This window comes from Paraburkholderia sp. JPY465, from assembly GCF_050436725.1.
GTDB classification, from domain to species: domain Bacteria; phylum Pseudomonadota; class Gammaproteobacteria; order Burkholderiales; family Burkholderiaceae; genus Paraburkholderia; species Paraburkholderia youngii.
In genome coordinates, this window is the sequence record NZ_JBNDMT010000002.1 from 1,912,474 (window position 1) to 1,936,989 (window position 24,516).

A 24,516-nucleotide genomic window follows, 5' to 3' on the forward strand; every position below is an offset into this window, starting at 1 on the left:
GGCACGACACGCGTCCAGCGGTCATGGCAAGAGCGCCTCGCACGTGCCTTGCCAGGGCTACCCTTCCTCCGCTTCCGGCACGACGAGCGGCGGTAGCGGGCAGTCGAGCGTATCGCAGATGGCGCGAAGCAGTTCGGCTTCGCGGACGGTGACCTGCCGATTTGCCAGGATGCAGGCCGCGCAGGCGGCGACGATCCGGCGCTTGATGGCCGGGACCGATTGATTGAGCGTTTGCAGGGCCGCGTCGAATCCGGCGAGCGAGCATTCTTCGCGAGGCGGCAAGCGGTGGGCGTGCTCGCCGCCGATGTAGCCGCGCATGCCCGTATCGAAAGCCCGGGCGGCCTGGTCGGTTTCCGGCTGGCCTTCCCAGGCCAATAGCGCCAACACCGTTGCCACCGGGTGTGCGAGGCTCTGCAGGGAGCCGCGCACTGCACGCGCCGGGCGCTGAGGGAGGAATTGGGCGTCGAGATGCCGATGCAGCACACAGCGAAGCGTGTACTCGAACAAGCTCAGCCGCTGGTCGGCGACCATCAGCATCTCGACCTGAGCGCGGAATGCATGATGCTGCCGCGGCGACATCTGCCGCAGTGCTGGCAGGCTCAGGTCCAGAAGGGGCAGCCGATGCGTGTCCGGCAGAGCCTGGACAGGGGCGATCAGCCGCAGGGTTTCGGCGAAGTCCTGAGGCTCAGCGCCGACTTTTAGCCGGGTCAGCTGGAGTTCCCGCAGGTCCGACCCCGGGTCCATGAGAAGGGCATAGACCAGGGCGCGAGCACTGAACGGTTCCTGGGCGGCGACCCGGAGCAGGTCTGGCATGCCATCGTGAAGCCCCTGCGCATAGCTGATCAGTTCCGGATCGATGCGGCCGACCCGGGATGCTGTTTCGTCGGCGAGCCCCAGGACCGGCACCGGCACCTGCGGAAGTCCCGGTAGCGTGGGAGCCCCGCCGAACGGCGGGGCATGGCTGCGCCGGGGGCCTTCAGGTTCGTCCCGATCGACACCTACCGGCCGCACCTCCGGGAACCGGCCGTCGAACTGGGGATTGAGCCGGCGAATGCGCTCGACGAGGGGCGGGTGGGTAGCCAGCAGTCCGGCGAGTCCCTCGCCAGCGAAGGCGTTGGCGAAAAACATGTGACCAGCCTCTGCGGCTTGGGGGTTGCCGATGCGTGACCCCTCGGCCAGCCCGCCGATCTTCATTAGCGCCCCGCCGATTCCGTCGGGGTTGCGCGTGAACTGGACGGCACTGGCGTCGGCCAGGTACTCGCGCTGCCGCGACACCGCCGCCATGATCAGCCGACCGAAGAACGCTCCCACGAGACCGAGCACGAACACGCCCAGGCCCAGCAGCACCATGCCGCCCTGGGAATTCTGCCTTCCCGACGAGCGTCCTCTGGAAGCGAACATGAGGCTGCGGCCGATGATGGACAACACCATGATCCCGAAGATCAGGCCGATTAGCCGGATGTTGAGTCGCATGTCGCCGTTGAGGATGTGGCTGAACTCGTGAGCCACCACGCCCTGAAGCTCGTCGCGGGTCAGGTAGTTCAGGCAGCCCTGCGAGACGGCGACCACGGCATCGCCCGGAGCGTAGCCGGCCGCGAAGGCATTGATTCCGGGCTCATCCAGAATATAAACGGGGGGTACCGGCACTCCCGCAGCGAGGGCAATCTCCTCGACGACGTTGAGCAGCCGTTTCTGCCGCGCGTCGGTGGTCGTGCGGGGTACCTCCACACCGCCCAACATCAAGGCGACAGCCTGGCCGCCGGAAGCGAGCTGGCTTACCTTGAATGCGCTGGCGCCACCGACCACAAGGCCCACCCCCAGCGCCGCGAGCAGGAGCATCTCCGGGTGCCACCAGGAGACCGGCGCGTGGGCGCCATAGGTGCTGAGCGCCACCAGCAGCCCGTAGACCAAGGCGATCAGTATCAGGATCGCCAGGACGAAATAGACCACCAGCTGAAAGGTCTTGTGTCGGGCCGAATCCTGCTGCTGAAAGAAATTGGTGGTCACGGTCAGAGCGGCTTGGGGAGCATGAGACGCACAGAGCGATCGCGGTCCCGGCCTACCGGAACGACACCTTGGGCGCTGCGCGCTCGGTCTCTGCGGTTTCCAATAGCGTCGCCTCCTTGAAGCCGAACATGCCGGCCACCGTAACCGCCGGGAAGACCTCGCGCCGGATGTTGTACTCGGTGGCGGCGTCGTTGAACGCTTGCCGGGCGAAGCCGACCTTGTTCTCGGTCGAGGTCAGCTCTTCCTGCAAGGCGAGCATGTTCTGGTTGGCCTTGAGGTCCGGGTAGGCCTCGGAGAGGGCAAAGAGCCTGCCCAAGGTGCCGCCCAGCAGAGCCTCGGCCTGGTTAAACCCTTTGATGGCCGCCGGGTCGCTGGGATTGGCCGCGACTTTCTGCTCGGCAGCCATCGCGCTGTTGCGGGCCTTGATGACGGCGTCGAGCGTCTCCCGCTCGTGGCCCATATAGCCCTTGACCGCTTCGACCAGGTTCGGAATCAGGTCGTAGCGCCGCTTGAGCTGCACATCGATCTGCGCAAAGGCGTTCTCGAAGCGCTTCCGGGCAACCACCAGCCCGTTGTAGATGCCCATTAGCCAGAGCGCGAGCAACAGCCCGATGCCCAGGAGCACGAGCAGGGTGATGATGACGGGACTCATTGGCCGTGACCTCCGACGAGAGCACTGCTGGTTTGGACCATCGCACGACTATGGAAACAGGATAAACGAAATGGCGTTCAATTCAATCGAGTCGCGATGCCGATATATGTAAAACGGCGGAGATTGATGCGCAATGCGCCAATTCCTTGCTTCCGTGATTGTTTCTTTATCTGGTGCCGCGTCCGCATCGAGAGATTATCGTTAGTTATCGGAATCGCGCCGAAAATTGTTTGAGCAGCAACTGACGGGTGAAATGACTCAACGTTTGTGGCCGGAACGAGGCCGGAAGCGGAAGCTATTTGGTCAACTTTCAGGAAGGCAATCGAGTTCCTCTACAAAGCCGCCAGTGGACGGCGTGACACCCAATCTTGCCGCTGCGGCGGTAAAGCTTTTCTGCTCAGCGACGGCAACAAAAGTGGTGATTCCGTCGAGGCGATCCTGTTCCATCACCTTTTGCAAGACCCGATTATCTGTTCTGATCGCTCCTTGCACGGTGCGGCGAAATCGAGTCAGGCTGATAAAAAGAAAATCAATTAAAGACCGTTGGCTGCGCTCTAATGGCGTTAGTCGTTTTGCCGAGGGCGGCGCGCCATTCTGTACCACGGCATCCTTGGCGGGCAAGTCAATTCTATCCTTGCGTCAATTGCTCAGTGTCAGCGCCGGGGCCATGTGTTTTAGTCAGCTCGTGCCCGCAATTGGAACCGATTCCAAAGAGGAGCGCTGACGCCGATCTATAGAAGTTGTCTGGTTGAATCCGGAGAACCTGATCGGCTTCCTGTACACATCGAGTGCCAGCGCCCGAAAACGCCGTAGAATTCCCCAAGCACAGTTCGCCCTCGTGCGATGCAACCGAGTTTGTGCGACCAGCGGTCGCCGCTTATCGGGAGACAGTCATGGCTGCGCGTTCAATTGCGTCTCTGACGCTTTCCTTCGGTCTGGTATCGATTCCGGTCAAGCTTTACTCGGTGACCGACAGCGCTTCAGGTGTGGGATTCCATCTCCTGACGCCTGACGGCGGACGGGTCAAACAGCAGTACATCTCCGAGGCGACAGGCGAGGTCGTGGCGCGAGCCGACATGAAGAAAGGCTATGAGTTTGAAAAAGGCCAGTTCGTCGTTTTCACGCCAGACGAACTGAAAGCGCTCGAGGAAGGCGCAACGCATGTCGTTGAGATTGTTTCCTTCGTGCCGGAGAAATCAGTCGACCCTCTGTATTACGACAAGGCTTATTTCATCGCGCCAGACAAGCGCGGCGGCAAACCGTACAGTCTGCTTCAGCAGGCGATGCGCGAAAGCGAACGGTGCGCGCTCGCAAAATGGTCATATAAAGGGAAGACACGCATCGTCCAGATTCGCCCGGCCGAGGACGGCATGGTGTTTCAGCAACTGTTGTTCGCGGACGAGGTTCGCTCGCAGACTGAATTGCATATCGAGCATGTAGCAGTGACGGGCACCGAGCTTCAGCTCGCGCTGCAAATAATCGACCAGGTGTCGGAAGATTCGTATGACCCAACGGCGTACGAGGATGAGGAAAAGAAGCGGATTCTGGCAGCGATTGACCAGAAGATCGCCGGCAAGCAGATCGTGTCTCCCGCCGAACCAGGCATGGAGTCGGGCGCCGAAGTGATTGACCTGATGGAAGCCCTTCGTGCGAGCCTTGGCCGCAACAAGACCAAGCAGGCCGCGCCCGCCAAAGCCGCGCCCGTAAAAAAGGCGCCCGCAGCGGCAGCCGATGAGCTCGCATCCAAACCGAGGCGACCGGCGAAGCGGGCGCCGGCCAAGGTCGAAGAAGCGGCTCCTGCCAAGGTTCGGGCGCGCAAGTGAAAAGGCGCAATGCCTCGCACGACTACTCGTTGCGCAGTCTCCAGTCGCTGCTGGGTGTCTCACGACGAGTGCTGTCCGGCCTGATAGACGCTGGATTCGTGCAACCGTCGCGCGGTCGCCGTAACGAGCTCCGGTTCACGTTCCGCGACGTCGTGTTATTGCGCACAGCTTTCCAGCTTCAGTCGGCCAAAATCGCGTCGCGAAAGATTCTGCGAGCGCTTGCGCGGCTCAAAGCGGAATTGCCTGAAGAACTTCCGCTGACCGGCATCCGCATTACGGCAGTTGGTGACTCGGTGGTCGTCAAGACCGGTGAATCACAATGGGATGCGACCTCGGGTCAGCTTCTGCTCGATCTGGAAGTGGCGCCTGTCAAGGGCGAAGTCGCGTTCCTCGACGCTGCCCCCCGCAACATCGTTGGCCGGGAAAAGCAAACCGAGGAGTGGTTCGCTCTTGCAGAGGAACTTGCCGATACCGACGTCATCGGTGCTGAGCAGGCGTATAAAAAGGTGCTCGAATTGTCGCCGACTCCGCACTACGACGCTTATAACAACCTGGGCGTCCTGCTTTGCGAAGTCGGCATGAAGTACGACGAGGCATTGTCCGTCTTTGACCGGGCGCTCGAGCATTTTCCGCAGGACGCTCTGTTGCACTTCAATCGCGCAGTCGCTCTGGAAGAACTGGAGCGCTACGACGCAGCGATGCAAGCCTATGAACGATGCATCGAGCTCAATCCCACGCATGCCGACGCTCACTTCAATATTGCACGCTTGAGCGAGATTCGAGGCGACAAGCAGGGACTTGTCAGGCACCTGAGTGCGTATCGCCGGCTAAGCAGGTGACGCGCACTCGACTGCTCCGCGGCGCAGGCACTTACGCGGCGCTATGCCTGCGGGCGGCGCGCCCGCCTCTGCGCGCGGAACCGCTCAGCTCTTCTGCCGTCAGGAAAAATTGACTGTTGTCCGCCAGCCGCGAAACCGCAAAATCGATGAAGGTTCTCACGCGCAACGGTTGCTCGGTTCGGCGGCGGTAGTAGACGTAGATCGACTCGCGCTGGGTCACATGCTGAGTGAGCAAAGGCACCAGTCGTCCGGCGCGGATGTGTGACACCGCTGAGAAGCTTCCGAGCTGCCCGATCACCAGTCCGGCTAGTACCGCTTCGGCTTCCGCGTCGACATCGTTCGAGCACACCGACGCAGCCATCTCCTTGTACACGATCTCTCCGCCGATCATGAATTCCCATGGCGCGTGCTTGCCGGTGTTCGCCCGCCGATACGCTGAGCAACGATGCGCATCGAGGTCATTGACGGTCTTCGGCACGCCGTACCGTTCGAGGTAGGCCGGTGACGCGCACACGATCAACTGAATTGGCAGAAGTCGTCGGGCAATGGCGCCCCCAGATGGCGGCGACCCGCCGCGAAAGCCGACGTCCGCGCGATCGCTGACGAGATCCGTGAAGCGATCGTCGAAACGCACGTCGATCTGCACATCGGGGTATAGCGCCGCGAACTCCAGGATCAACGGCAACAGTACCGTCCGTCCGAGTGCGGTCGGGGCGCTCACACACAGTGGTCCCGCGACTTCCTCTTTTGAACGGCGAGCATCGTCGATCGCCGAAGACAGCATGGCGAGCGCCGGCTCGACGCTGCGCAACAGTCGTTGTCCCTCGTCGGTCAGGCTCAGCTTGCGTGTGGTCCGATGGAAAACCTGGACGCCAAGGGATTTTTCAAGCTGCATCACAGCGTGGCTCGCCGCCTGAGGCGAGATACCGAGATCTACGGCGGCGCGGCGGAAACTGCCGAGTGTCGCCGTGCGGACGAAAACCGAAATAGCGCGGACCTCGTTCATCGTCGCCCCCATTAGCAAATTTTTGTTGATTAATGACTCTAACACCCGTCGGGCTAGTGCATGTTAATCGTGCGTCCCATGCTGCTGTTCACCTTCGCGACGAAATGGGAGGACAGCATGAGCAACGCTAAGAGCCCGAATAGCAACGTTGTGAACGCAGACGCCATGACCCTTAGAGAGGAATTGGAGAAACGCTTGTAAGCGAATGCGGCAAGCTCTGCCGAGAATCGAGTTGGCTCTCCTCGGGTCGCGTGCAGGCAACACTACGGAGACGTGAACATGGGACAAGAAGAGGCCGTCGTTTCGGTAGCCTCAAAGGAAGCGCGGCGGCGCGCGGCACGCTTGCCTCCCTGTGTGTGCTGAGCGTTCTCGCCATCGCGCCGGCGCTAACTGCCGAGTACGCACCGTTGTGGTTCCGCGAATCCGCAGACGCGCATATCGTTCTGACGAAAAAATCGTTGTCGACGCTTATCGCAGACGCCACTCTGGAAGGTATTTTGTTTCTCGGGTGTCTGAGCATGCTGAGTGATTCCACGGACGAAATGACCGACTGGCTGCTTTCCAGTCTCGAACTAAAGAGCACGGTGTTTCACGTTGGGCAGTACTGCGGCACGTGGCAAGCATCGACGGCAGGCCGTCACCTCGCCAGCTTTCATGTCGTGCTGTATGGCGAGTGCTGGCTGCATGTCGCAGCCGGACCGGAACGGGCGGCACACAGCATCCGCTTGCAAGCCGGTGATGCAGCGTTTCTGGTGCGAGATGTTCCGCATTGTCTGTCGCCGTCAGCCGAGCCGCCGGCGGCCGGCAGCGAGACCGCGCGCATGGGCGTGATGACGCCACTCGAACCCGGGCAGACTCACGAGCGCACCGCGGCGGGCGTTGGCATTGCTTGCGGTTTCTTCGAATTCGCGTCGGCGCTCGACGGGCTGGTGGTCGGGTTGTTGCCGGAAAGGATCATTGCGCGCCACGACCACCCGTCGATGGAAAAGGCACGCACGATCTTCCGCCTGATCCGGGACGAAGCGTTGGGCGGCGCCGATGCAGTGTCGCCGGTTCTCGCCCGGCTCACCGGTCTGCTTTTTGTGTACGCGTTGCGCGCACATGATCGCGACGAGGATGCGGTGCCAAGTTTCTGGCGACTGTTGCGGCACCCCGCGTTCGCGCAACTGGCCGGCGCCATCGTCGAGACTCCCGAGAAGTGCTGGACGACGCAGACGATGGCCGCCTTCGTCCATATGTCCCGTTCGCGTTTTTGCCGGCTGTTCGGCGAGCTTGCCGGTCAGCCGCCTGCACAGTTCGTCGCCCTCGTCAGGATGAAACTGGCCGCCACCATGCTTGCGCATGGCGCATCGACCGCGAAAGTGATCGAGCAGGTTGGCTACCATTCCGAGTCGGCATTCGCGCGTGCGTTCCAGCGCGTGATCGGAGTACAGCCCGGATCATGGCGGCGCGGTCATCCCGTAGTGCGCGACCAACAGACAAGCTCCATACAAAGCGGCGCGATTCATTGAGCAGCAGCGGTCAAAGACAATCGGGCAGAAATTAGAGATGGTTTCGACTTGTTGGCAATCGGGCACGGCGCACAGAATACGTCTCCAACTGAAAGGAGTGCAATATGAGCCGCCTGCCCCTGCAGACTGTCGAGAGCGCGCCCGAGGCGAGCCGCCCGTTTCTTCAGCGCTCACTGGCTGCAAATGGTTTCCTGCCAAACCTCGTTGCCGCGCTGGCGAATGCGCCTGTGGCGCTGGAAACGTACCTGAGCGTCGGAGAAATCAACTCGCGCGGCGGACTGACGTTGGCCGAGCGTGAAACGGTTCAGATCACGGCTGCGGCGATTCACGGTTGCGGTTTCTGTGTGGCGGGTCACACCGCGGTTGCGTTGAAGAAAGCACAACTTGCCCCGGCGCTGGTGGATGCGCTGCGTGCGCAGCAGCCGCTGCCCGACGCGCGGCTCGACGCGGTCGCTGTATTCACGCGCGCGGTGATCGCCACGCGCGGCGCTGTCGCCGACTCGGAACTCTCGGCGTTCCTGGCGGCTGGCTTTACCAATGCGAACGCGCTCGAAGTGGTCCTCGGCGTGAGTCTTGCGACGCTCTGCAACTTCGCGAACAACCTCGCTCGCAATGATCTCAATCCGCAGTTGGCCGACTATCGTTGGGAACCCGGGACGCAAACAGTATGAGTACCGCTTCTTTCGTCCCCGCCGATCTTGCCGTATGGCTCGACACGCACGCGGAGTCGCTCGACTCGAGCGCGGGGCACGCACGTGAAATCGTGCCGCGGCTTGCCGCTGCCGGACTTTTCGGCGTTGGCGTTCCCGCGACCTATGCCGGCGGTCGTGGTGGTGCCGCGACCGATGCAGTCGAAGCGATCGCGCAGGTTGCTTCCCACTCTCTGAGCGCCGCGTTCGTGTTCTGGGGCCATCGGACCTTTATCGAATACCTGTTGCACAGTCCGAATGCCGGGCTGCGCGACACGTGGCTCGCGCCACTGCTGAGTGGCGAGGTCGCGGGCGCGACCGGCCTGTCGAACGCAATGAAGTACCTGTCCGCGCTGGAGCCGTTGCAGATGAGGGCCGAACCGGTTGCAGCCAATGGGTCCGGCGCGCGTCGCTGGGCGCTGTCGGGGAGTCTGCCGTGGATCACGAATCTGCGTCCCGAGGGATTTCTGGTGGCAGCAGCGTTCGATCACGCGGACAGCGGCAAGCCGTCGATTTTCGCGGTTCCGCACGATCTTCCCGGCGTTGGGCGAAGCGGCGATCTCGACCTGATCGCATTGCGCGCGAGCAATACCGCCGCGTTGAAGATCGAGGGCGCACAGCTCGACGAACGCTGGATGATCGCCGCCGACGCGAGTACGTTCCTGACTCGAGTGCGTCCCGGCTTCCTTGGATTGCAGTGCGGTCTTTCGCTTGGTCTTGCGCGTCGCGCGCTCGCGGCCGTGGCGCTGGCCCGTCCGGCATCGAGGCTGGCGCTGGCCGCAGACGCCGAACAGCTCGCCGACGAGCTTGCACGGTTGACGGACCAGCTATGCACGGGCATTGCGGCTCAGACCTATATCGAGGATGCGCCGAACCTTTTCCGCCTGCGCATTGCGCTGGCGTCGCTGGTGGCATCGGCCGTCAACCTCGAGGTCCAGGCGAGCGGCGGACAGGGCTATCTGCGCGAGCAGTCGGCCGTTGCGCGTCGCGTGCGCGAGGCGTCGTTCGTGCCGATCGTCACGCCGAGCATCGTGCAACTCAAGCACCAGCTTGCGCTGCATGCCAGGACCGAATGATGGCCGAGTTCGTCGCACCTCACGTGGAACTCCACGACATCGCGCTCAGCTACGGACAGCGTCGGGTTATCGATGGCGTGACGTATAGCGTGCGACGCGGCGAGATCGTGTCGATCCTGGGTCCGAGCGGGGCGGGCAAATCGTCGTTGCTGCGGGTCGTGGCGGGACTGTCCGCGGCAACGCGCGGCACCGTCCTGATCGATGGCGAGCCCGTCAGTGGTCCGCGCCCGGACGTGGCCATTGCCTTTCAGGACCCCTGCCTGCTGCCCTGGTTGTCGGTGGAGCGCAACGTCGCATTCGGACTGGGCTTCGCGAGACAGACGAAGTTGTCCGCTGCTGAACGCCGGGCGCGTGTGGCCGCGGCGCTCGAAGAAGTCGGGCTCGCACACGCGCGAGACCTGGTGCCTTCACAGCTGTCTGGCGGCATGGCGCAGCGCGTGGCTCTGGCGCGCTGCGTGGCCCGGCGGCCAAAAGTATTGGTCCTCGACGAACCGTTCGGGGCGCTGGATGAAATCACCCGCGAGGGGATGCAGAAACTGCTGAAACAGGTTGTCGCCGACACGCAGGCAGCAACGCTGCTCGTCACGCACGACATCGATGAAGCACTGCTCGTCTCCGACCGCGTGGCGGTGCTTGGCCGGCGCGGCACGCTGGCGCTGGAACTGGACATCGACATCCGTTACCCACGCGTCGAACATCTGCAGAGGCTCGGCGCGTTGCGGCTGCGAATCCTGGAAGCGTTACGCGATTCGGTGCCTTCATCCGTTTCCTCCCACAACGACTGAGGAATGCGTTTAATGTGCGAACACCCTATTTCCCGTCGCGACTGGCTCAAGCTCGCCGCGATGCTGACCGTGACTGGCGCGGCACCGTTGCTGAGTGCTTTCGACGCCCGTGCGAACGCCGAACCCGATGCACCCGTACGCATCGGTAACCTGCCTATCACCGATGCCGCGCCGCTGCTCGTCGCACATAACAAGGGCTATTTCGCCGCTGCCGGTTTGCAGGCGGACAAGCCCGTACTGCTGCGCAGTTGGGCTCAGCTCGTCGAAGCGTTCCTGTCAGGTCAGGTGAACGTGGTGCATCTGCTTTCTCCGATGACGGTATGGGCACGCTACGGAGCCAAGGCACCGGCAAAGATCGTCGCGTGGAATCACGTCAACGGGTCGGCTCTCACCGTCGCGCCGGACATTTCGACGGTGAACGATCTTGGTGGCAAGACCGTAGCGGTGCCGTTCTGGTACTCGATTCATAACATCGTGTTGCAGGACCTGTTGCGCGCGCATGGCCTGACGCCCGTGCTGACGAAGAGCGGTCCGCTCGAGCGCAATGAAGTTCGTCTCGTCGTGATGGCGCCTTCCGATATGCCGCCCGCGCTTGCTGCAAAACAGATTGGCGGCTTCATCGTCGCGGAGCCGTTCAACGCCGCGGCCGAAAAGATGCAGGTGGGCAAGGTCCTGCGCTTCACCGGCGACGTGTGGCGCAACCACGCCTGCTGCGTGGTGTTCATGCACGAACGGGATATCACCGGCCGTCCGCAGTGGACGCAGAAGGTGGTGGATGCGATCGTGCAGGCTCAACTGTGGACGCGCGCGCATCCGCAGGAAGCGGCGCAACTGCTTTCGCGTTCGGGGGCGGACCACTACACACCGCATACGGCGGAGGTGCTTACCGATGTGCTGGCGCCGTCCGCGGCAGGCGAGGGCCGCTACCTCGGAGACCGGGCAATCGTTCACGCCGATTGGCACCAGAAGCGGATCGATTTTCAGCCCTATCCGTATCCGTCGTACACCGAGGAACTCGTGCGGCGGCTCAAGGCGACAAAGATCGACGGTAACCAGGCGTTCGTTGCACAACTGGACCCAAAGTTCGTCGCGGGGGATCTCGTCGACGAGCGATTCGTGAGACGAAGCATTACATCGGTTGGCGGCATGCAGGCATTCGGTTTGCCGGACGGATTCGAGAGAATGGAGACTGTGATTGTCTAGTAGTCTTTCATCACGGACGGTGAGTTCATCGCGCACTGCGAGTCACGCCGACGGGGACAGGGCAGTGCGGCGCTCGCGGCGCCTGCCGAACGCGCTGCTCGGACTGCTGGGCGGCGCGATCGCGATCGTCGCCTGGTGGGCGGCGGTGACACTGCCTGGCGGTGCCGACGGCTTCGTTGCGCAGTTTTCACCGCTGCATGCGCTGGCGGCATTGCCGGGGCTCGTCGCCGACGAGCATCTGTTGTCGCATGTGGCAGCGAGTCTGCGCCGCGTCGCGGTTAGCCTTGGCTGGGCGCTCGTCGTCGGCGTTCCGCTGGGCTTTGCACTCGGCCGCTCGAAGCGCTTCGAAACGACGTTCTCACCGACGCTGCAGTTTCTGCGCATGATCTCGCCGCTGTCGTGGATGCCCATCGCGGTGATGTCGCTCGGCATCGGCGATCGCGCTGTGTATTTCCTGCTGACCTTCGCGGCCGTGTGGCCACTGTCGATGAGCACCGCGGCAGGGGTGGCGCACATCGATCGCCGGTGGGTGCAGCTAGGCGAGTCGCTCGCTGCGACGAGGCTCGAGATGTTGTGGCACGTGTATGTGCCGGGTGTCGCCTCGCACGTGCTGACTGGCGTGCGGCTCGCAATCGGCATCCTGTGGATAGTGCTGGTGCCGGCCGAAATGCTCGGGGTCAGCTCGGGGCTGGGTTATCTCGTCCTCGATGCACGGGACCGCCTCGCCTACGGCGATTTGACCGCCGTCGTTCTGATCATTGGCGCGCTCGGGTTTACACTGGACTGCGCCGCGCGCGCGGCGCGGAAGTTTGTCGGCGGCATGCCGGGCCAGGATTGAAGCGGGGCGCGCGAATCACACAGCCGGTCAGCTTTTGAGGATGTCCGCAAGTACTCGCACAGCCTCATCGATCGAGGTATCCCATGGGTGGCCGAAGTTCAGACGGATGCAGTTTTCGAACGAGTGGGTAGCGGAGAAGATCGGCCCGGGCGCGATACTGATGCCGTGGGCGATGGCGCGTCGATGAAGCGCCATCGCATCGACCGCATTGGGCAACTGAAGCCAGAGAAAGTAGCCCCCGTTCGGAAGGGTCCATCGCACGTCGCGCGGCAACGAACGCCGAAGCGCGGCATCCATTGACGCTAGCTGTGACTTGAACGCATTGCGCAGCTTGCGCAAATGCTTGTCATAGCCGCCATATTGCAGATAGTCGGCAATTCCGGCCTGTACCGGAATGCTGGCCGACAGCGTCGTCATCAGCTTGAGCCGTTGCACCCGGTCGGCGAATCGGCCAGCCGCTACCCAGCCGATCCGGTAGCCGGGCGCGAGCGTCTTCGAGAAAGAACTGCAGTGCATGACGAGGCCCTTGGTGTCGAAGGCCTTCGCCGGCAGCGGCCGATCACGACTGAAGTGAAGCTCCTGATAGACGTCATCTTCGATCAGCGGTATTTCGCGCTTGGCCAGTAGATCGACGAGCGCTTTCTTTTTCTCCACCGAGAGCGTAACGCCGGTCGGATTCTGGAAGTTCGTCATGAACCAGCAGGCGCGGATCGGATGCTTATCGAGCGCGACCGCGAGTGCGTCGAGGTCCAGTCCGGTGACCGGATCGACGGGAATCTCGACCGCGCGCAGGTCGAGCCGCTCGATGGCCTGCAATGCGGCGTAAAAGCCAGGCGACTCGACCGCGATGACGTCGCCCGGGCGCGTCACCGCCATCAGACAGAGATTGAGCGCTTCCAGAGCGCCGTTTGTCACGACGATTTCCTCGGTTGCCACGGAGAGGCCCGTGCCGACGTAGCGCAGCACGATCTGGCGACGCAGGTGGTCATTGCCCGGTGGCAGGTCCGCGACGGTACTCCACGGGCTCAGCGAGCGCGTGCCCTGTGCCAGCGACTTGAGGAGCCTGGCGGACGGAAACAGCAGAGGGGAAGGAAAAGCGGAGCCAAGCGGCACGATGCCAGGATGCTTTGCCGCATCGAGCACTGAAAAGACGAGATCCGAAATGTCTACCTTCGCGGACTCCGCGAGTGTTGCCGCCTGCATGGAAACCGCTTGCTGGACTCCCGCACCCGGTGTGACGTAAAAACCGGAACGCTCCTCGGCACGAATGAGCCCCCACTCCTCGAGCAGATAGTACGCACGCAGAACGGTCGACTGACTGACGCCATGCTGCGCGATGATATAGCGCAGGGATGGAAGGCGAGAGCCGATCGGAATATGGCCGGCTCGGATCTCTTCAGCGATCGTGGTGGCGAGTGCCTCGTAGCGGGTCATGTTGGACTTTGTTGGAATGTTTGTCGCATGTTGCTCGGCGTTGGACGTCATGTGATGTCTGGAGATGTGAACGTTCGGCGAGCTTGTCGGCGCACAGTATGGCTCGAAACCGGCGCGGCCGCCTGCCAGATGCTGATGCCCGTCGCCGTTGTCACAGTCTGGACTCTCCCCCTCACCGCAGCGGACAGTCGCAGACGATTCGGGGAAGGTCGGGCTTTGGCTGTATTCACGATGATCACCTGAGAGCCTCGGGGCGGCTATATGGCAGCGTGCATCTTCGCCTATCGTTCGCGAGTGCGACGGCCGATCAGATCGGAGAAGGAATGCGACGTCTTGCCCAGGCCATCGGGACGCACGATCGACCCGCAAGCGCCCTCCAGCCGACCCTCGCTGAATCAGTGCGGGGCGAGAGCTGCTGCGCTCCATTAAGCGCCATCTGCTGCTTGAGGCGGCTACTGCGGCGCGATATTTTCCTTGTTCCGTGTGGACCACACGTCCGCCATTTCCGCACTATGTACCGCTACAACGAATTCGACAAAGCCTTCGTGCAAAGCCGCGCGGCCCAGTTTCGCGATCAGATCGAACGCTGGCAAGACGGCAGGCTGAGCGAGGATGCGTTTCGCCCGCTGCGCCTGCAAAACGGCTGGTACGTCCAGCGGCACGCGCCGATGCTGCGTGTCGCGGTTCCGTATGGCGAGCTCTCCAGCGCCCAGCTTCGCGTGCTCGCGCGTATTGCACGCGAATACGACGAGCCCGAAGCAGAGGTGTACCGGCAGGCAATGGAGGCTCAGCGCAAGCTCGGCACCGTGCGCTTGCCTACCAATCAAGCGCACTTCACGACACGCACCAATGTTCAATTCAACTGGATACCGCTGTCGAAAGCCGCCGACGTGATGGACCTCCTCGCCACGGTCAACATGCACGGCATTCAGACCAGCGGCAACTGCATCCGCAACATTTCATGCGATGAGCGGGCAGGTGTGGCACCGGACGAGATCGCCGACCCGCGGCCCTTCGCCGAAATCATGCGCCAGTGGACCACGCTGCATCCCGAGTTCGCGTTTCTGCCGCGCAAGTTCAAGATCGCGATCACCGGCGCTAAGGAGGACCGCGCGGCGACCGGATGGCACGACGTGGGACTGCGCCTCGTGCGCGACCAAAATGGCGAGCTGGGCTTTCGCGTATCGGTGGGCGGGGGCATGGGCCGCACACCGGTCATCGGCACTGTGTTGCGCGAGTTTCTGCCGTGGCGGCACATCATGAATTACATCGAGGCCGTGGTCCGCGTGTACAACCAGTTCGGACGGCGCGACAACAAATACAAGGCGCGTATCAAGATCCTCGTGAAGGCCGAAGGCCAGCGCTTCATCGACGAAGTAGAGGAAGAGTTCCGGCAGATCGTGGATCACCACGGCGGTCCGCACACGATTCCTCAAGCCGAGTTCGACCGCATCAGCACGTATTTCGTCGTGCCGCCGGCAGCGGCCGAGCGCCGAGCCGCCGACCCGGCCGCTGCTGCCGCGCTGCAAGCCGCTGCGCGGCAGACGCCGCAATTGCAGCGCTGGCTGGAGCGCAACGTCGCGCCGCACAAGGACCCGTCCATGCGCATCGTCACGCTGTCGTTCAAGCGACCATTGCAGGCGCCCGGCGATGCATCGGCCGAGCAGCTCGAACGCGTGGCGGATCTCGTGGACCGCTTTTCGTCGGGAGAAGCGCGCGTCACGCACACGCAGAACATCGTGCTGCCGTGGGTCCACGTCGACGACCTGCTCGCGCTCTGGCACGCGGCGGTCGCGGTGCAGCTCGCAAGCGCCAACGTGCATCTGCTCACCGATATGATTTCCTGCCCTGGCGGCGACTTCTGCGCGCTCGCCAACGCCCGCTCGTTGCCGATCGCACAGAGCATCATGGAGCGCTATCAGGACCTCGACGAATTGAACGACATTGGCGAGGTCGATCTGCATATCAGCGGCTGTATCAATTCGTGCGGCCATCATCACAGCGGACATATCGGCATTCTTGGCGTCGACAAGGATGGCGCGGAGTGGTATCAGGTCACGCTCGGCGGCGCGGATGGCTCCGCGCGCAGCGGCGACGCCCGCTCCGGCAAGGTCATCGGCCCGTCGTTCGCGTCACATGAAGTGACCGATGTCGTCGACGCGGTGCTCGGCCGCTATGTGGCGTTGCGCGAGCGGCGCGGCGAACGTCGCGAGACTTTCATCGAAACCGTGCGCCGGGTCGGACTCGATCCATTCAAGGCTGCCGCGGACGCGGTTCGCGCCACGGCACAGGAGCGCGTATGAAGACCCCGGCACGCATTCGCCTGCTCGCCGCGCACGACCATGCCGCCGATGCAGCGGCGCCCGTACTCGCTTTGCCTAACGATGCCGATCCGCTCGCGCATGCGGCCGATATTTCAGCCGCCGCGCGCGTCGAGTTGCATTTCCCCACCTTCACCGATGGACGCGCGTACTCGCAGGCGTACCTCGTGCGCCGCCGGCTCGGCTTCAATGGAGACTTGCGGGCGACGGGCGAGGTACTGGTCGATCAACTGATGCAGATGGAGCGCATGGGCTTTTCAAGCGCGGTACTGGACGAAACCGTCGCCGTGCAAGACGCGCAGCGTCAACTCGAACGCTTCACCGGGTTTTATCAGGGCGATGTTGTGCGCGAGGCACCGTATGGCGCGACAGGTACAGGTGTCGCGTCGGCTGCGTCCATTTTGCCGGTATCGCACGAAGAAAAAGCCTGAGCGCGGCCGCAGCAGGTATATCGCTGCGATTTGCTCACCGCATCGCCAGAAGTAAAACTGCGGCGATGCCGGCGCGTGAATACCTGTGCTGAAGTGTCAGAGTCGGCCAGCCCCGGCTGCATTCCTCAAATTGATCACAACTGCTGCTGTTCTGAATCCGTGAGAAGCATGAACATTAGTCAACGCGATCAAACGAACAGGAGGAAGTGATGGAACTCATCCGGATGGCGCGCATCGTTCTGTGGAGTTTCTTCGGAGTGCGCAATCGAACCGCCCACGAAGCCGACTTCGCCCATGTCAACTTTAGCTGGCTGCCGTTCGTGGCAATTGGGCTGGCTGCCCTCATCGGCGGCTGCATTCTGGGTGTCGTATTGCTTGTCACACACCCTGCGATAACCGCTCAGGGTTTCTAAGCGGCAGAACGGAGGTGGTGACTCGATTGGGCGATTCACGGGCGCCATTTCAATTATTGTGCGCCCCGTTCTCTTTCGTCGGCACAGCAGTGTAGGCGAAAACCCTGGCTTCGGATCTCGCAGCGCCATTTCTTCAAGAATAATTGCGTGCCGGTGACATGATCGGCGAACTCATCAATGTTGATGCCGTGTTCGACTCAATCTTCTCGTATCGGCAGCGTCCTCTGAAAGATGACTAATCCGTCGCAATTATCGAAAGCGAAGACTTTCGCGAGAGAGCTCGCTGACCGAGCTACATCCCATCAATTTCATGCCCCGCTCTAATTCTGTTTTCATCAAGGCCAGTGCCCGCTCGACGCCAGCCTGCCCAGCCGCTGCCAGCGGGAACAAATAGTAACGTCCGACGCCAACGGCTTTGGCCCCTAGAGCCAGAGCCTTCAGAACATGTGTTCCGCGTTGCACTCCTCCATCCATGATGACGTCCAGCTTGTCACCCACGGCATCCACAACCTCCGCAAGCTGATCGAACGCGGCTCTCGATCCATCTAGCTGCCTGCCGCCATGATTGGACAGCACGATGCCGGTACAGCCAATTGCGGCCGCACGCTTCGCGTCCTCGACAGACATCACGCCCTTCAGGCAAAACTGGCCGTCCCAGTCACGGACCATCTCGGCAACGTCGTCCCAATTCATCGAAGGGTCCAACATTTCCGTGAAGTAGCGGCCAATCGACATCGCACCGCCGCCAAAGTCGACGTGGGTCTCCAATTGCGGCATGGAAAAGCGCTCATGCGTGACGTAGTTCAGAACCCATTTCGGCTTCAGAGCGAATTGGAGCATACCGCCCAAGGTGAGTCTGAAAGGGATGGTGAAGCCTGTACGCAGATCGCGCTCGCGGTTTCCGCCAGTGATGCTGTCGACCGTCAGCATCATCACATCGATGCCAGTCTCTTTGGCGCGTTGCATCATTGCACGGTTTAAACCGCGGTCCTTATGGAAGTAGAACTGGTACACCTGCGGTGTCGGGAACGCTTTGCGTAACTCTTCCATGCTGACCGTGCCGAGCGAAGAAACGCCGAACATCGTTCCGTACTTCGACGCCGCAGCGGCCACTGCGCGTTCGCCTTCATGGTGGAAAAGGCGTTGCAGTGCGGTCGGGGAACAATACACAGGCATCGCCAGCCGCTGGCCGAGCACGTGCACCGAGAGATCCACGTCACCGACTCCCCGCAACACATTGGGTACCAGGTCACATTGCTGGAAGCTCGCGGTGTTCCGGCGATAGGTCACTTCGTCGTCGGCGGCGCCATCGATGTAGTTAAAGATCGGGCCCGGCAGTCTGAGCCGTGCCAGTTCACGGAAGTCGTGAAAGTTATGGCAATCGCTTATTTGCATATTGCGAGGTAGCCGCCGATTTGGCCTGCTGGACGGCCAAATTTCAGGGACGATCAGTTCTCATGCCGCGTTTTTTTCATGGTCGCCGGATCGCGCACGATGGTGACCGCGCACGGCGCGTAGGCGAGCACCTGGCGGGCGACCGAACCGATCAGCCAGCGATCGAACGGCGTATGTCCGCGATGTCCCACCACGAGATGGTCGATAGCATGCCGCTCCGCGTACAGCACGATCTCTTTCGCCGGCGGCCCGACCACGAGATCGAACTCCACGGCTCCGTTCGAAGCGGCGAGCTTCGCCTTGACGTCGTCGAGGATCTCGTTGGCATGGCGCACTTCCAGCTCGATCAGATTTTTTCGCTCGACTTCGATCGCACCCCAGTCCGGCGTGCGCGCGACGACGAGCACATGCAAGCGCGCGTCGAAACGCTTGGCCAGATCGGCCGCGAAAGTCACGGCATATTGCGCGGATGCCGACCCGTCATAACCTACCAGCACGTTCTGCATGATCTGCTCCTGTGCGGTTCACACCGGGTCGCGACTTCGTATGACGAAATCCATCGGGCCGTTTGCGTGAACCGCGAGCTCTCCCCGACTTCGCGGCGTCGGCGCGAAAGCACGTGCGATCCACTCGCGAACCTGCCGCGCGGATCGTCACGCGGACGGCGTCGGCACCTGTGGTGTTGAATCAGTTGTCGTCGCTTCTGGACGGGAGATGCTCGTGAGGCTCGGGCTCTGCCGCGTCCGCGTTAGGAAGGTCGTCTGGGGCCGGTTTTTGCGAGCCCTTCGGATCGGGATGGCCAGTCGTGCCGGCGGAAGTTTGCGCGGGGTCGCGAGAGGTGCCGGTCGGCTCAGCGGATGGACTGGAGGTCATGATGTGCTCCTGCGCTGATGAATGCAGCTTCTCTCATGATAGTCCCCTGGCCGGTTTGAGTGATAGACGCTGTGACGCCCGCGCTGTCACGCCCGCCGGCATTTTCTAGCCACCGTCGGGCGATTCTTGAACTAGACTTTAAATCTTGCTGAATTGCATAGACAGTCTCAATGTAAGTTGATGCGGCGATCGATAAGCAAAAGGAAGGTTTTATGGCTATCGTCGTACACAACATCACTGTGGTTTCTTCGAGCTGGGGCGTAGCGTGACGGCGAGCGATGCCGCGCGCGCTACGAGCGCCTGGCGACATATCGTGCGCGCGCAGGGCATCAGCCTGTCCTACGGGAAGATACGCGCGCTGTCCGGCATCGACCTCGCCATTGGGCGCAACGAGATCGTCGGCCTGATCGGTGACAACGGCGCGGGTAAATCGACGCTCATCAAGGTGCTGACCGGTGTCGTGCGGCCGAGCACGGGCAAGCTTTTCATCCGGGACGAGGAGGTCGACTGGAGCCGCTTTTCCGTGCGCGAGGCGCACCGTTTGCGCTTCGAAACGGTCTATCAGGAAAAATCGCTGGGCGAGAAGCAGCCGCTATGGCGTAACTTTTTTGTCGGCCGGCAAATCACCAACCGGTTCGGTTTCATCAACGTTGCCGAACAACGGCGCATCGCCAACGAAATCTTGAAGCACCAGCTCGGTTTCCGCGGCGTGGGAATCGACGCGGATTCGTTGATTGCGAAACTCTCCGGTGGCGAGCGCCAGGGCATCGCGATCGGACGCGCAATGTATTTCGAAAGCGATCTGATCATTCTCGATGAACCAACGGTGGCGCTCGCCATCAGCGAGGTGCGCAAGGTTCTCGACTTCGTGCGCTCGATCAAGGATTCCGGCCGCGCTTGCATCTACATCGAACATAACCTTGCCCATGTGCACGAGCTCGCCGATCGACTGGTCGTGCTCGATCGTGGCCGGATCGTCGCGGAATTCAAGTCCGGTGAGATGAGCCTCGAGGAACTCACCCGGTTCCTGATTTCGCTGCAGCAGAGCGGGCACGGGCCGGGGCCGGTTGCGGGGACACGGACGTGAGCGATCCGATTAAAGAAAAACGGCCGGCGCGGTTAGTGCTTTTTCGCCTGCCCGGTTTTGCTCGCCTGGAAGGTTTGCCGAGCGTGGTCGTGTTTGCGTTGGTGGTCGGCCTTTTCATGGCGACCGCACCGCGGGTCTTTCTGGGCTGGCCAATCTACTTCTCCTTCCTGACCACCGTTCCGCCGCTGGTGGTGTTGGCGATCGGGCTGACTCTGGTGATTGCGGCTGGGGAGATCGATCTTTCGTTCCCGTCGGTGATGGCATTCGCGGGCTTCCTGTTCGCCTGGTGCGTGAACACCACCGGTTCGGCCTGGCTTGCCGTTATTGCGGCGTTGGCTGGCGGCGCGCTGGTCGGCGTGGTGAACGGGGTGTTGGTCGCGGTGGTCGGCGTGCCGTCGATCATCGTGACAATCGGCACACAGTTCCTCTGGGCCGGGGTCGCTTCGATACTTTCCGGCGGCCTTTCGAATGCGCTACAGCAACTCGCCAGCGGTTCGGCCTATGCAGTATTCGCGGGCACGCTGTTCGATCTGGTCCCGATGCAAGCGCTCTGGGCGCTCGGGCTCGCCATATTCATGTGGTTCATCCTCAATCGCCACCGTTTCGGCGAGCACGTGCTGTTCATCGGAGACAACCGCAACGTGGCGAAGGTCGTGGGCATCAATGTGCCGCGTGAGACGGTGAAACTGTTCACGCTAATGGGTGTGCTGGCCGGTTTCGCAACGGTGCTGCTCACGCTCGAGAACTTGAACTACTTCTCGACCCAGGGGCAAGGCTACCTGCTGCCGGCGCTGGCCGGCGTGTTCATCGGCGGAACCTCGGTGTTCGGCGGCACGGCGACGATCGTGGGTACGTTCTTCGGCACTTTCGTGATTGGCATGCTGGAGGCGGGAATCGTTGCGACAGGTATCGCCGGCTTCTGGGTACAGGCGATCGAAGGAGTGGTGTTCATCGTCGCCGTGATCCTGCATCTGTTGGTCGAGAACCCTGCCAGGCTGCGTGTGTTGCGCGAAAAACTCAGGTTTGGCGGGAGATAAAGCCGTTAAATCAGGAGATAGGAGCGGAAATGATCAAGATCATGACGGGATTGCTACTGGGCGCGAGCGTTGTTGCGTTCGGCCTCGCGCCAACCGCCGGTGCCACCGAGCCGACCACGACGGGGCCGCTCGGCGCCGGTATGACGATGTATATGCAGATGGGCGGAAACCCCGGCGACGGCGCGACGCTGCCACGTCAGACCGGCGCTGCGGACGCGGGACATGCGCTAGGCATCAAGGTGATCGAGCAGTTCTCGGCCTGGAGTCCGGAGACGATGCTTGCGCAGTTTCGCCAGGCGATGGCGGCGCATCCGACGTGTATCGGCATCATGGGCCATCCGGGCGATCCAGCCTTCGCACCACTGATCAAACAAGCGGTAGACCAGGGCATCATCGTTACCGTCGGCAATACGCCGCTGCCCGAAAACCAGAAGCTCTACGACGCGAAGGGCTTTGGCTACGCCGGCGTCGAACTCTATATCGGCGGGCAGATCACTGCTCAGGCGATGCTCAACGCCGGACTCAAGAAGGGCGACGAGGCGCTCGAATACGGTGTCTTCAACGAGAGTGTGCGCAGCCAGTCCGACCGTGGCCTTTCCGAGACGCTGGAAAAGGCCGGTGTGAAGGTGACGAGGCTCAACATCTCACCGCAGGTGGATGCCGATTCATCGCTCGCCGTGCCGATCCTGGTCGCCTTTATCCAGGCGCACCCTGATCTGAAGGCGATCGGCACGCAGCACGGCGGTGTGACCGGGTTCATTCCGCAGGCGCTCCAGCAGGCTGGCAAGAAGCCGGGGCAAATCATCGTGGGCGGCATCGATCTGGCGCCCGCCACGATTTCCGGGTTGCAGAACAAGTACCTCACTGCGACGCTCGACCAGCAGCTTTATCTGCAGGGCTTCCTGCCAGTCACGCAGTGCGTGCTCTCGGCTGCTTATCATTTCGCGGGACTGACCATCAACACCGGCGCAGGTGTGCAGACACCGGCGACGATCGACTCGCTGATTCCGCTGATCAAGCGCGGCATCCGCTAAGAACGAGCGATGCGAATGGAATGGCTAGAGCGCCGGCAGTCAGGCCTCCAGGCGTTCGGGGGATGTCTGCACGACTTTGACAGCAGGTTCGCAAACGAACCGGCCTTCCGGGTCACGGAGCGGGTGCGCCAAGTTTGAGCGTGCCCGTCACGAATTCGCGCACGGTCTTCCTGGCATCGACTGCGGCCTTTTCGTCGTACGCGAGGGTCGCTCCATACCCGACGCAGGGATCGCTGTAAGTAAAAAGCTGGCCCGTCGCTGCGTCCATGATCTGGCCGTTCTGTGCTTCGCTCAGTTGACAGCTTCTTATGGTCTGCGCCTTGGCGAGAACGATGGGCTTCGCCGCGGCTTTCCAGTCGAACATATGCTGGGCCCCCGAGTACTCGATGAACTTGATGTCTTTTCCCTTGGCTCGCAGTCTTTCGACGTATGCGCGGCATGATGCGACAGGAGCAAATTCATCTGCACTGCCATGAAAAACGAGCACGGGCTTGTCGTCGAAATCGTCATCGGCTCTGAAGGTCGTATTGCAGTTCGGATAAAACGCGATGTACCCGGCGAAGCCCTTGCCGGAAGTGGGGCCATGCAATTGTTGAAACCGTTTGAGGTCGGCGTATAACGCTGGTTGTCCGCCGCGTGATTCGCCCATCAGTATCACCCGCTCCGGATCGATTCTTGGATGCTTCTGGAGCAGGTCGAGTGCGCGATACGCGTCCTCGAGCTGCACGAGCCGGCCCACTTGCCCCTGGTCGTTGAGCGTGCTGACGATACCGCGCCCCGCGAAACTGTCGACCACGAACGTGGCGACGCCCATCGCCAGGAACTCCTGCTGCCAGTCGGTGATACCGCTGTTGATGCCTCCCGACGGATGAAGCATGACGATCGCAGGAAGACGATCCGAACCCGCCTTGGGTAGGCTCAGCACCCCGGCAACGGTGACCGGCTTGCCCGCTTCGTGTCCGCCGAGGAACTGCTCGTCGGTGAGCGTGACCGACTGCAGCGGTAGAACCTCGGTCCGCACTACCTGCGCAGCGATCGAAGTAGAAAAGGCCGCCGCCACGGTTATCGATGTGACTAGACATAGATGCCGCAGTCCAGCACCGGATTGCGCGAGTAATGACATGGCGACATCCTCCTGTCCGCAACGGCGCGTCGGCCCAATAACGTCTCTTCGAACATAGACGATCGAATGGGCTTCTCAAGATCGAGGCGACACCTAGCCCCGACGTTCTGAAGAATGTCTTATAAGTTCTGGTCCGGGGGACTGGCTCAAACATTGCTGACCGACGCCATGGAGCAGTTGCGCGGTGTGCATGGCGGTGACTCATCGGCGTGCCGACACTCTGCTACGCGCCCTATGTCGTATTATTCGTGATAAGTCCGCTGCTGACCGTGGTCGTGAGGTGCCCTCGCTCGTGGCCGGCCCCCGGCGCGCGATGCGTTTCCAACCTGGTGCAAGCGTTCTTCCACCCGACGAACCGGGCACGCACTCTAACCGGCAGTCGGCAACACTGTAAGGAGCAGTCACGATGAAAATGCAACGAAACGCTCCCCGGATCGCGTCGACCCTGCTCGCCGCGGCGTTCACCCTGGTGCAGGCAGGCGTAGCAGTGGCGCAGACGGCTGCTCCGCAGAGCGCCAGCGAGATCCACAGGACCGGCATGCCACCGACGCAGCAGCAGGGCGACATATCGTTCGTGACCGGCGGAGTTGGTCGCGACGAGTCGACCGCGCTGCGGCAGGCACGCAGGCAGTGGCCGCTGTCTCTGCAGTTCACGGGACCCGGTGCGAGCTATGTGGCCGACGTCCAGGTGCAGATCGCCAAAGGCGGCGCTTCCGTGTTCGAGGCCACGTCGAAGGGGCCGTACATGCTCGTGCGGCTGCCTCAAGGGCGCTATACGATCAGCGCCACATACAGCGGCGTGACCAGGAAGCAGACGGTGAACGTCCGCGGCAATGGCAGCGCGCGCGCCACTTTCTCGTTCCCATCCGGCGGCCACTAAGCGCGGTCCCGGCGCCGCGCCGAAGCTCGCGCGCGGCGCGTTCGTTTGCTAACGCGAAA

At 62.1% G+C, this 24,516-nt stretch carries 24 protein-coding genes; 15 read left to right on the plus strand and 9 right to left on the minus strand.

Features of this window, described 5'->3' with window-relative positions; genetic code table 11:
* Positions 1-57: 57 nt before the first annotated feature.
* From QFZ94_RS10900 to QFZ94_RS10910, 3 genes are all read right to left on the minus strand, one after another.
* Positions 58-2,007, minus strand: a complete 1,950-nt coding sequence (locus QFZ94_RS10900; RefSeq protein WP_429456792.1) for a M48 family metallopeptidase — start codon at positions 2,005-2,007, stop codon at positions 58-60.
* A 52-nt stretch (positions 2,008-2,059) separates the two neighbouring features.
* On the minus strand, positions 2,060-2,659 hold the full coding sequence (locus tag QFZ94_RS10905; RefSeq protein WP_368582047.1) for a LemA family protein: 600 nt from the start codon (positions 2,657-2,659) through the stop codon (positions 2,060-2,062).
* A 303-nt stretch (positions 2,660-2,962) separates the two neighbouring features.
* On the minus strand, positions 2,963-3,280 hold the full coding sequence (locus QFZ94_RS10910) for a LysR family transcriptional regulator (protein WP_429456795.1): 318 nt from the start codon (positions 3,278-3,280) through the stop codon (positions 2,963-2,965).
* Between the two features lie 272 nt (positions 3,281-3,552).
* Here QFZ94_RS10910 and QFZ94_RS10915 point away from each other — a divergent pair, with 272 nt between their 5' ends.
* Both QFZ94_RS10915 and QFZ94_RS10920 read left to right on the plus strand, forming a co-directional pair.
* A complete protein-coding gene (locus tag QFZ94_RS10915) occupies positions 3,553-4,482 on the plus strand; it encodes a Ku protein (protein WP_429456797.1) in 930 nt (309 codons plus the stop codon).
* Positions 4,479-5,321, plus strand: coding sequence for a tetratricopeptide repeat protein (locus tag QFZ94_RS10920; protein WP_368582044.1), 843 nt, complete (start codon positions 4,479-4,481; stop codon positions 5,319-5,321). The genes QFZ94_RS10915 and QFZ94_RS10920 overlap by 4 nt, the downstream gene beginning before the upstream one ends.
* Before the next feature lie 31 nt (positions 5,322-5,352).
* Here the strand turns inward: QFZ94_RS10920 and QFZ94_RS10925 are convergent, their stop codons facing one another.
* Positions 5,353-6,327, minus strand: a complete 975-nt coding sequence (locus QFZ94_RS10925) for a LysR family transcriptional regulator (protein ID WP_368582043.1) — start codon at positions 6,325-6,327, stop codon at positions 5,353-5,355.
* Positions 6,328-6,845: 518 nt separating this feature from the next.
* On the opposite strand from QFZ94_RS10925, the gene QFZ94_RS10930 reads away from it, so the two are divergent.
* From QFZ94_RS10930 to QFZ94_RS10955, 6 genes are all read left to right on the plus strand, one after another.
* Entirely contained in the window at positions 6,846-7,838 is a 993-nt protein-coding gene (locus QFZ94_RS10930; protein WP_429456799.1) for an AraC family transcriptional regulator, read from the plus strand.
* Between the two features lie 104 nt (positions 7,839-7,942).
* A complete protein-coding gene (locus tag QFZ94_RS10935) occupies positions 7,943-8,509 on the plus strand; it encodes a carboxymuconolactone decarboxylase family protein (protein ID WP_429456801.1) in 567 nt (188 codons plus the stop codon).
* Positions 8,506-9,603: an acyl-CoA dehydrogenase family protein gene (locus QFZ94_RS10940; protein WP_429456803.1), complete on the plus strand. Its 1,098-nt coding sequence runs from the start codon at positions 8,506-8,508 to the stop codon at positions 9,601-9,603. The genes QFZ94_RS10935 and QFZ94_RS10940 overlap by 4 nt, the downstream gene beginning before the upstream one ends.
* Positions 9,603-10,388 carry an ABC transporter ATP-binding protein gene (locus tag QFZ94_RS10945; RefSeq protein ID WP_429456805.1) on the plus strand — a complete coding sequence of 262 codons (786 nt, stop codon included), beginning with the start codon at positions 9,603-9,605 and terminating at the stop codon, positions 10,386-10,388. The genes QFZ94_RS10940 and QFZ94_RS10945 overlap by 1 nt, the downstream gene beginning before the upstream one ends.
* 12 nt (positions 10,389-10,400) lie before the next feature.
* On the plus strand, positions 10,401-11,591 hold the full coding sequence (locus tag QFZ94_RS10950) for an ABC transporter substrate-binding protein (RefSeq protein WP_429456807.1): 1,191 nt from the start codon (positions 10,401-10,403) through the stop codon (positions 11,589-11,591).
* Positions 11,592-11,655: 64 nt separating this feature from the next.
* Positions 11,656-12,429 (plus strand): ABC transporter permease, encoded by a 774-nt coding sequence (locus QFZ94_RS10955; protein ID WP_429456809.1) that lies wholly within the window; start codon positions 11,656-11,658, stop codon positions 12,427-12,429.
* A gap of 27 nt (positions 12,430-12,456) precedes the next feature.
* Here the strand turns inward: QFZ94_RS10955 and QFZ94_RS10960 are convergent, their stop codons facing one another.
* Complete coding sequence (locus QFZ94_RS10960) at positions 12,457-13,863, minus strand: PLP-dependent aminotransferase family protein (protein ID WP_429457765.1); 1,407 nt, start codon at positions 13,861-13,863, stop codon at positions 12,457-12,459.
* A gap of 512 nt (positions 13,864-14,375) precedes the next feature.
* Between QFZ94_RS10960 and QFZ94_RS10965 the strand changes: the two genes are divergently transcribed.
* From QFZ94_RS10965 to QFZ94_RS10975, 3 genes are all read left to right on the plus strand, one after another.
* A complete protein-coding gene (locus tag QFZ94_RS10965; protein WP_429456811.1) occupies positions 14,376-16,166 on the plus strand; it encodes a nitrite/sulfite reductase in 1,791 nt (596 codons plus the stop codon).
* Positions 16,163-16,615 carry a DUF934 domain-containing protein gene (locus tag QFZ94_RS10970; RefSeq protein ID WP_429456813.1) on the plus strand — a complete coding sequence of 151 codons (453 nt, stop codon included), beginning with the start codon at positions 16,163-16,165 and terminating at the stop codon, positions 16,613-16,615. The genes QFZ94_RS10965 and QFZ94_RS10970 overlap by 4 nt, the downstream gene beginning before the upstream one ends.
* 209 nt (positions 16,616-16,824) lie before the next feature.
* Positions 16,825-17,028 carry a DUF2970 domain-containing protein gene (locus QFZ94_RS10975; RefSeq protein ID WP_429456815.1) on the plus strand — a complete coding sequence of 68 codons (204 nt, stop codon included), beginning with the start codon at positions 16,825-16,827 and terminating at the stop codon, positions 17,026-17,028.
* A 249-nt stretch (positions 17,029-17,277) separates the two neighbouring features.
* Here QFZ94_RS10975 and QFZ94_RS10980 read toward each other — a convergent pair whose 3' ends face one another.
* The 3 genes from QFZ94_RS10980 to QFZ94_RS10990 form a co-directional block, all read right to left on the minus strand.
* Positions 17,278-18,423, minus strand: a complete 1,146-nt coding sequence (locus QFZ94_RS10980; protein WP_429456817.1) for an alpha-hydroxy acid oxidase — start codon at positions 18,421-18,423, stop codon at positions 17,278-17,280.
* Between the two features lie 53 nt (positions 18,424-18,476).
* A complete protein-coding gene (locus QFZ94_RS10985; RefSeq protein ID WP_368582030.1) occupies positions 18,477-18,929 on the minus strand; it encodes a universal stress protein in 453 nt (150 codons plus the stop codon).
* 181 nt (positions 18,930-19,110) lie between these two features.
* Positions 19,111-19,296, minus strand: a complete 186-nt coding sequence (locus tag QFZ94_RS10990; protein ID WP_368582029.1) for a hypothetical protein — start codon at positions 19,294-19,296, stop codon at positions 19,111-19,113.
* Between the two features lie 265 nt (positions 19,297-19,561).
* Here QFZ94_RS10990 and QFZ94_RS10995 point away from each other — a divergent pair, with 265 nt between their 5' ends.
* Genes QFZ94_RS10995 through QFZ94_RS11005 form a run of 3 tightly spaced genes read left to right on the plus strand, consistent with a single transcriptional unit; the run spans position 19,562 to position 22,454 of the window.
* On the plus strand, positions 19,562-20,383 hold the full coding sequence (locus QFZ94_RS10995) for an ATP-binding cassette domain-containing protein (RefSeq protein ID WP_429456819.1): 822 nt from the start codon (positions 19,562-19,564) through the stop codon (positions 20,381-20,383).
* Positions 20,380-21,420 carry an ABC transporter permease gene (locus QFZ94_RS11000; protein ID WP_368582027.1) on the plus strand — a complete coding sequence of 347 codons (1,041 nt, stop codon included), beginning with the start codon at positions 20,380-20,382 and terminating at the stop codon, positions 21,418-21,420. Before QFZ94_RS10995 ends, QFZ94_RS11000 begins: the two co-directional genes overlap by 4 nt.
* Before the next feature lie 29 nt (positions 21,421-21,449).
* Entirely contained in the window at positions 21,450-22,454 is a 1,005-nt protein-coding gene (locus tag QFZ94_RS11005) for a substrate-binding domain-containing protein (protein ID WP_410850400.1), read from the plus strand.
* A 112-nt stretch (positions 22,455-22,566) separates the two neighbouring features.
* On the opposite strand, the gene QFZ94_RS11010 is transcribed toward QFZ94_RS11005, so the two are convergent.
* Positions 22,567-23,577 (minus strand): dienelactone hydrolase family protein, encoded by a 1,011-nt coding sequence (locus tag QFZ94_RS11010; protein ID WP_429456822.1) that lies wholly within the window; start codon positions 23,575-23,577, stop codon positions 22,567-22,569.
* Positions 23,578-23,983: 406 nt separating this feature from the next.
* On the opposite strand from QFZ94_RS11010, the gene QFZ94_RS11015 reads away from it, so the two are divergent.
* Positions 23,984-24,457 carry a carboxypeptidase regulatory-like domain-containing protein gene (locus tag QFZ94_RS11015; RefSeq protein WP_176120497.1) on the plus strand — a complete coding sequence of 158 codons (474 nt, stop codon included), beginning with the start codon at positions 23,984-23,986 and terminating at the stop codon, positions 24,455-24,457.
* Positions 24,458-24,516: the final 59 nt, after the last annotated feature.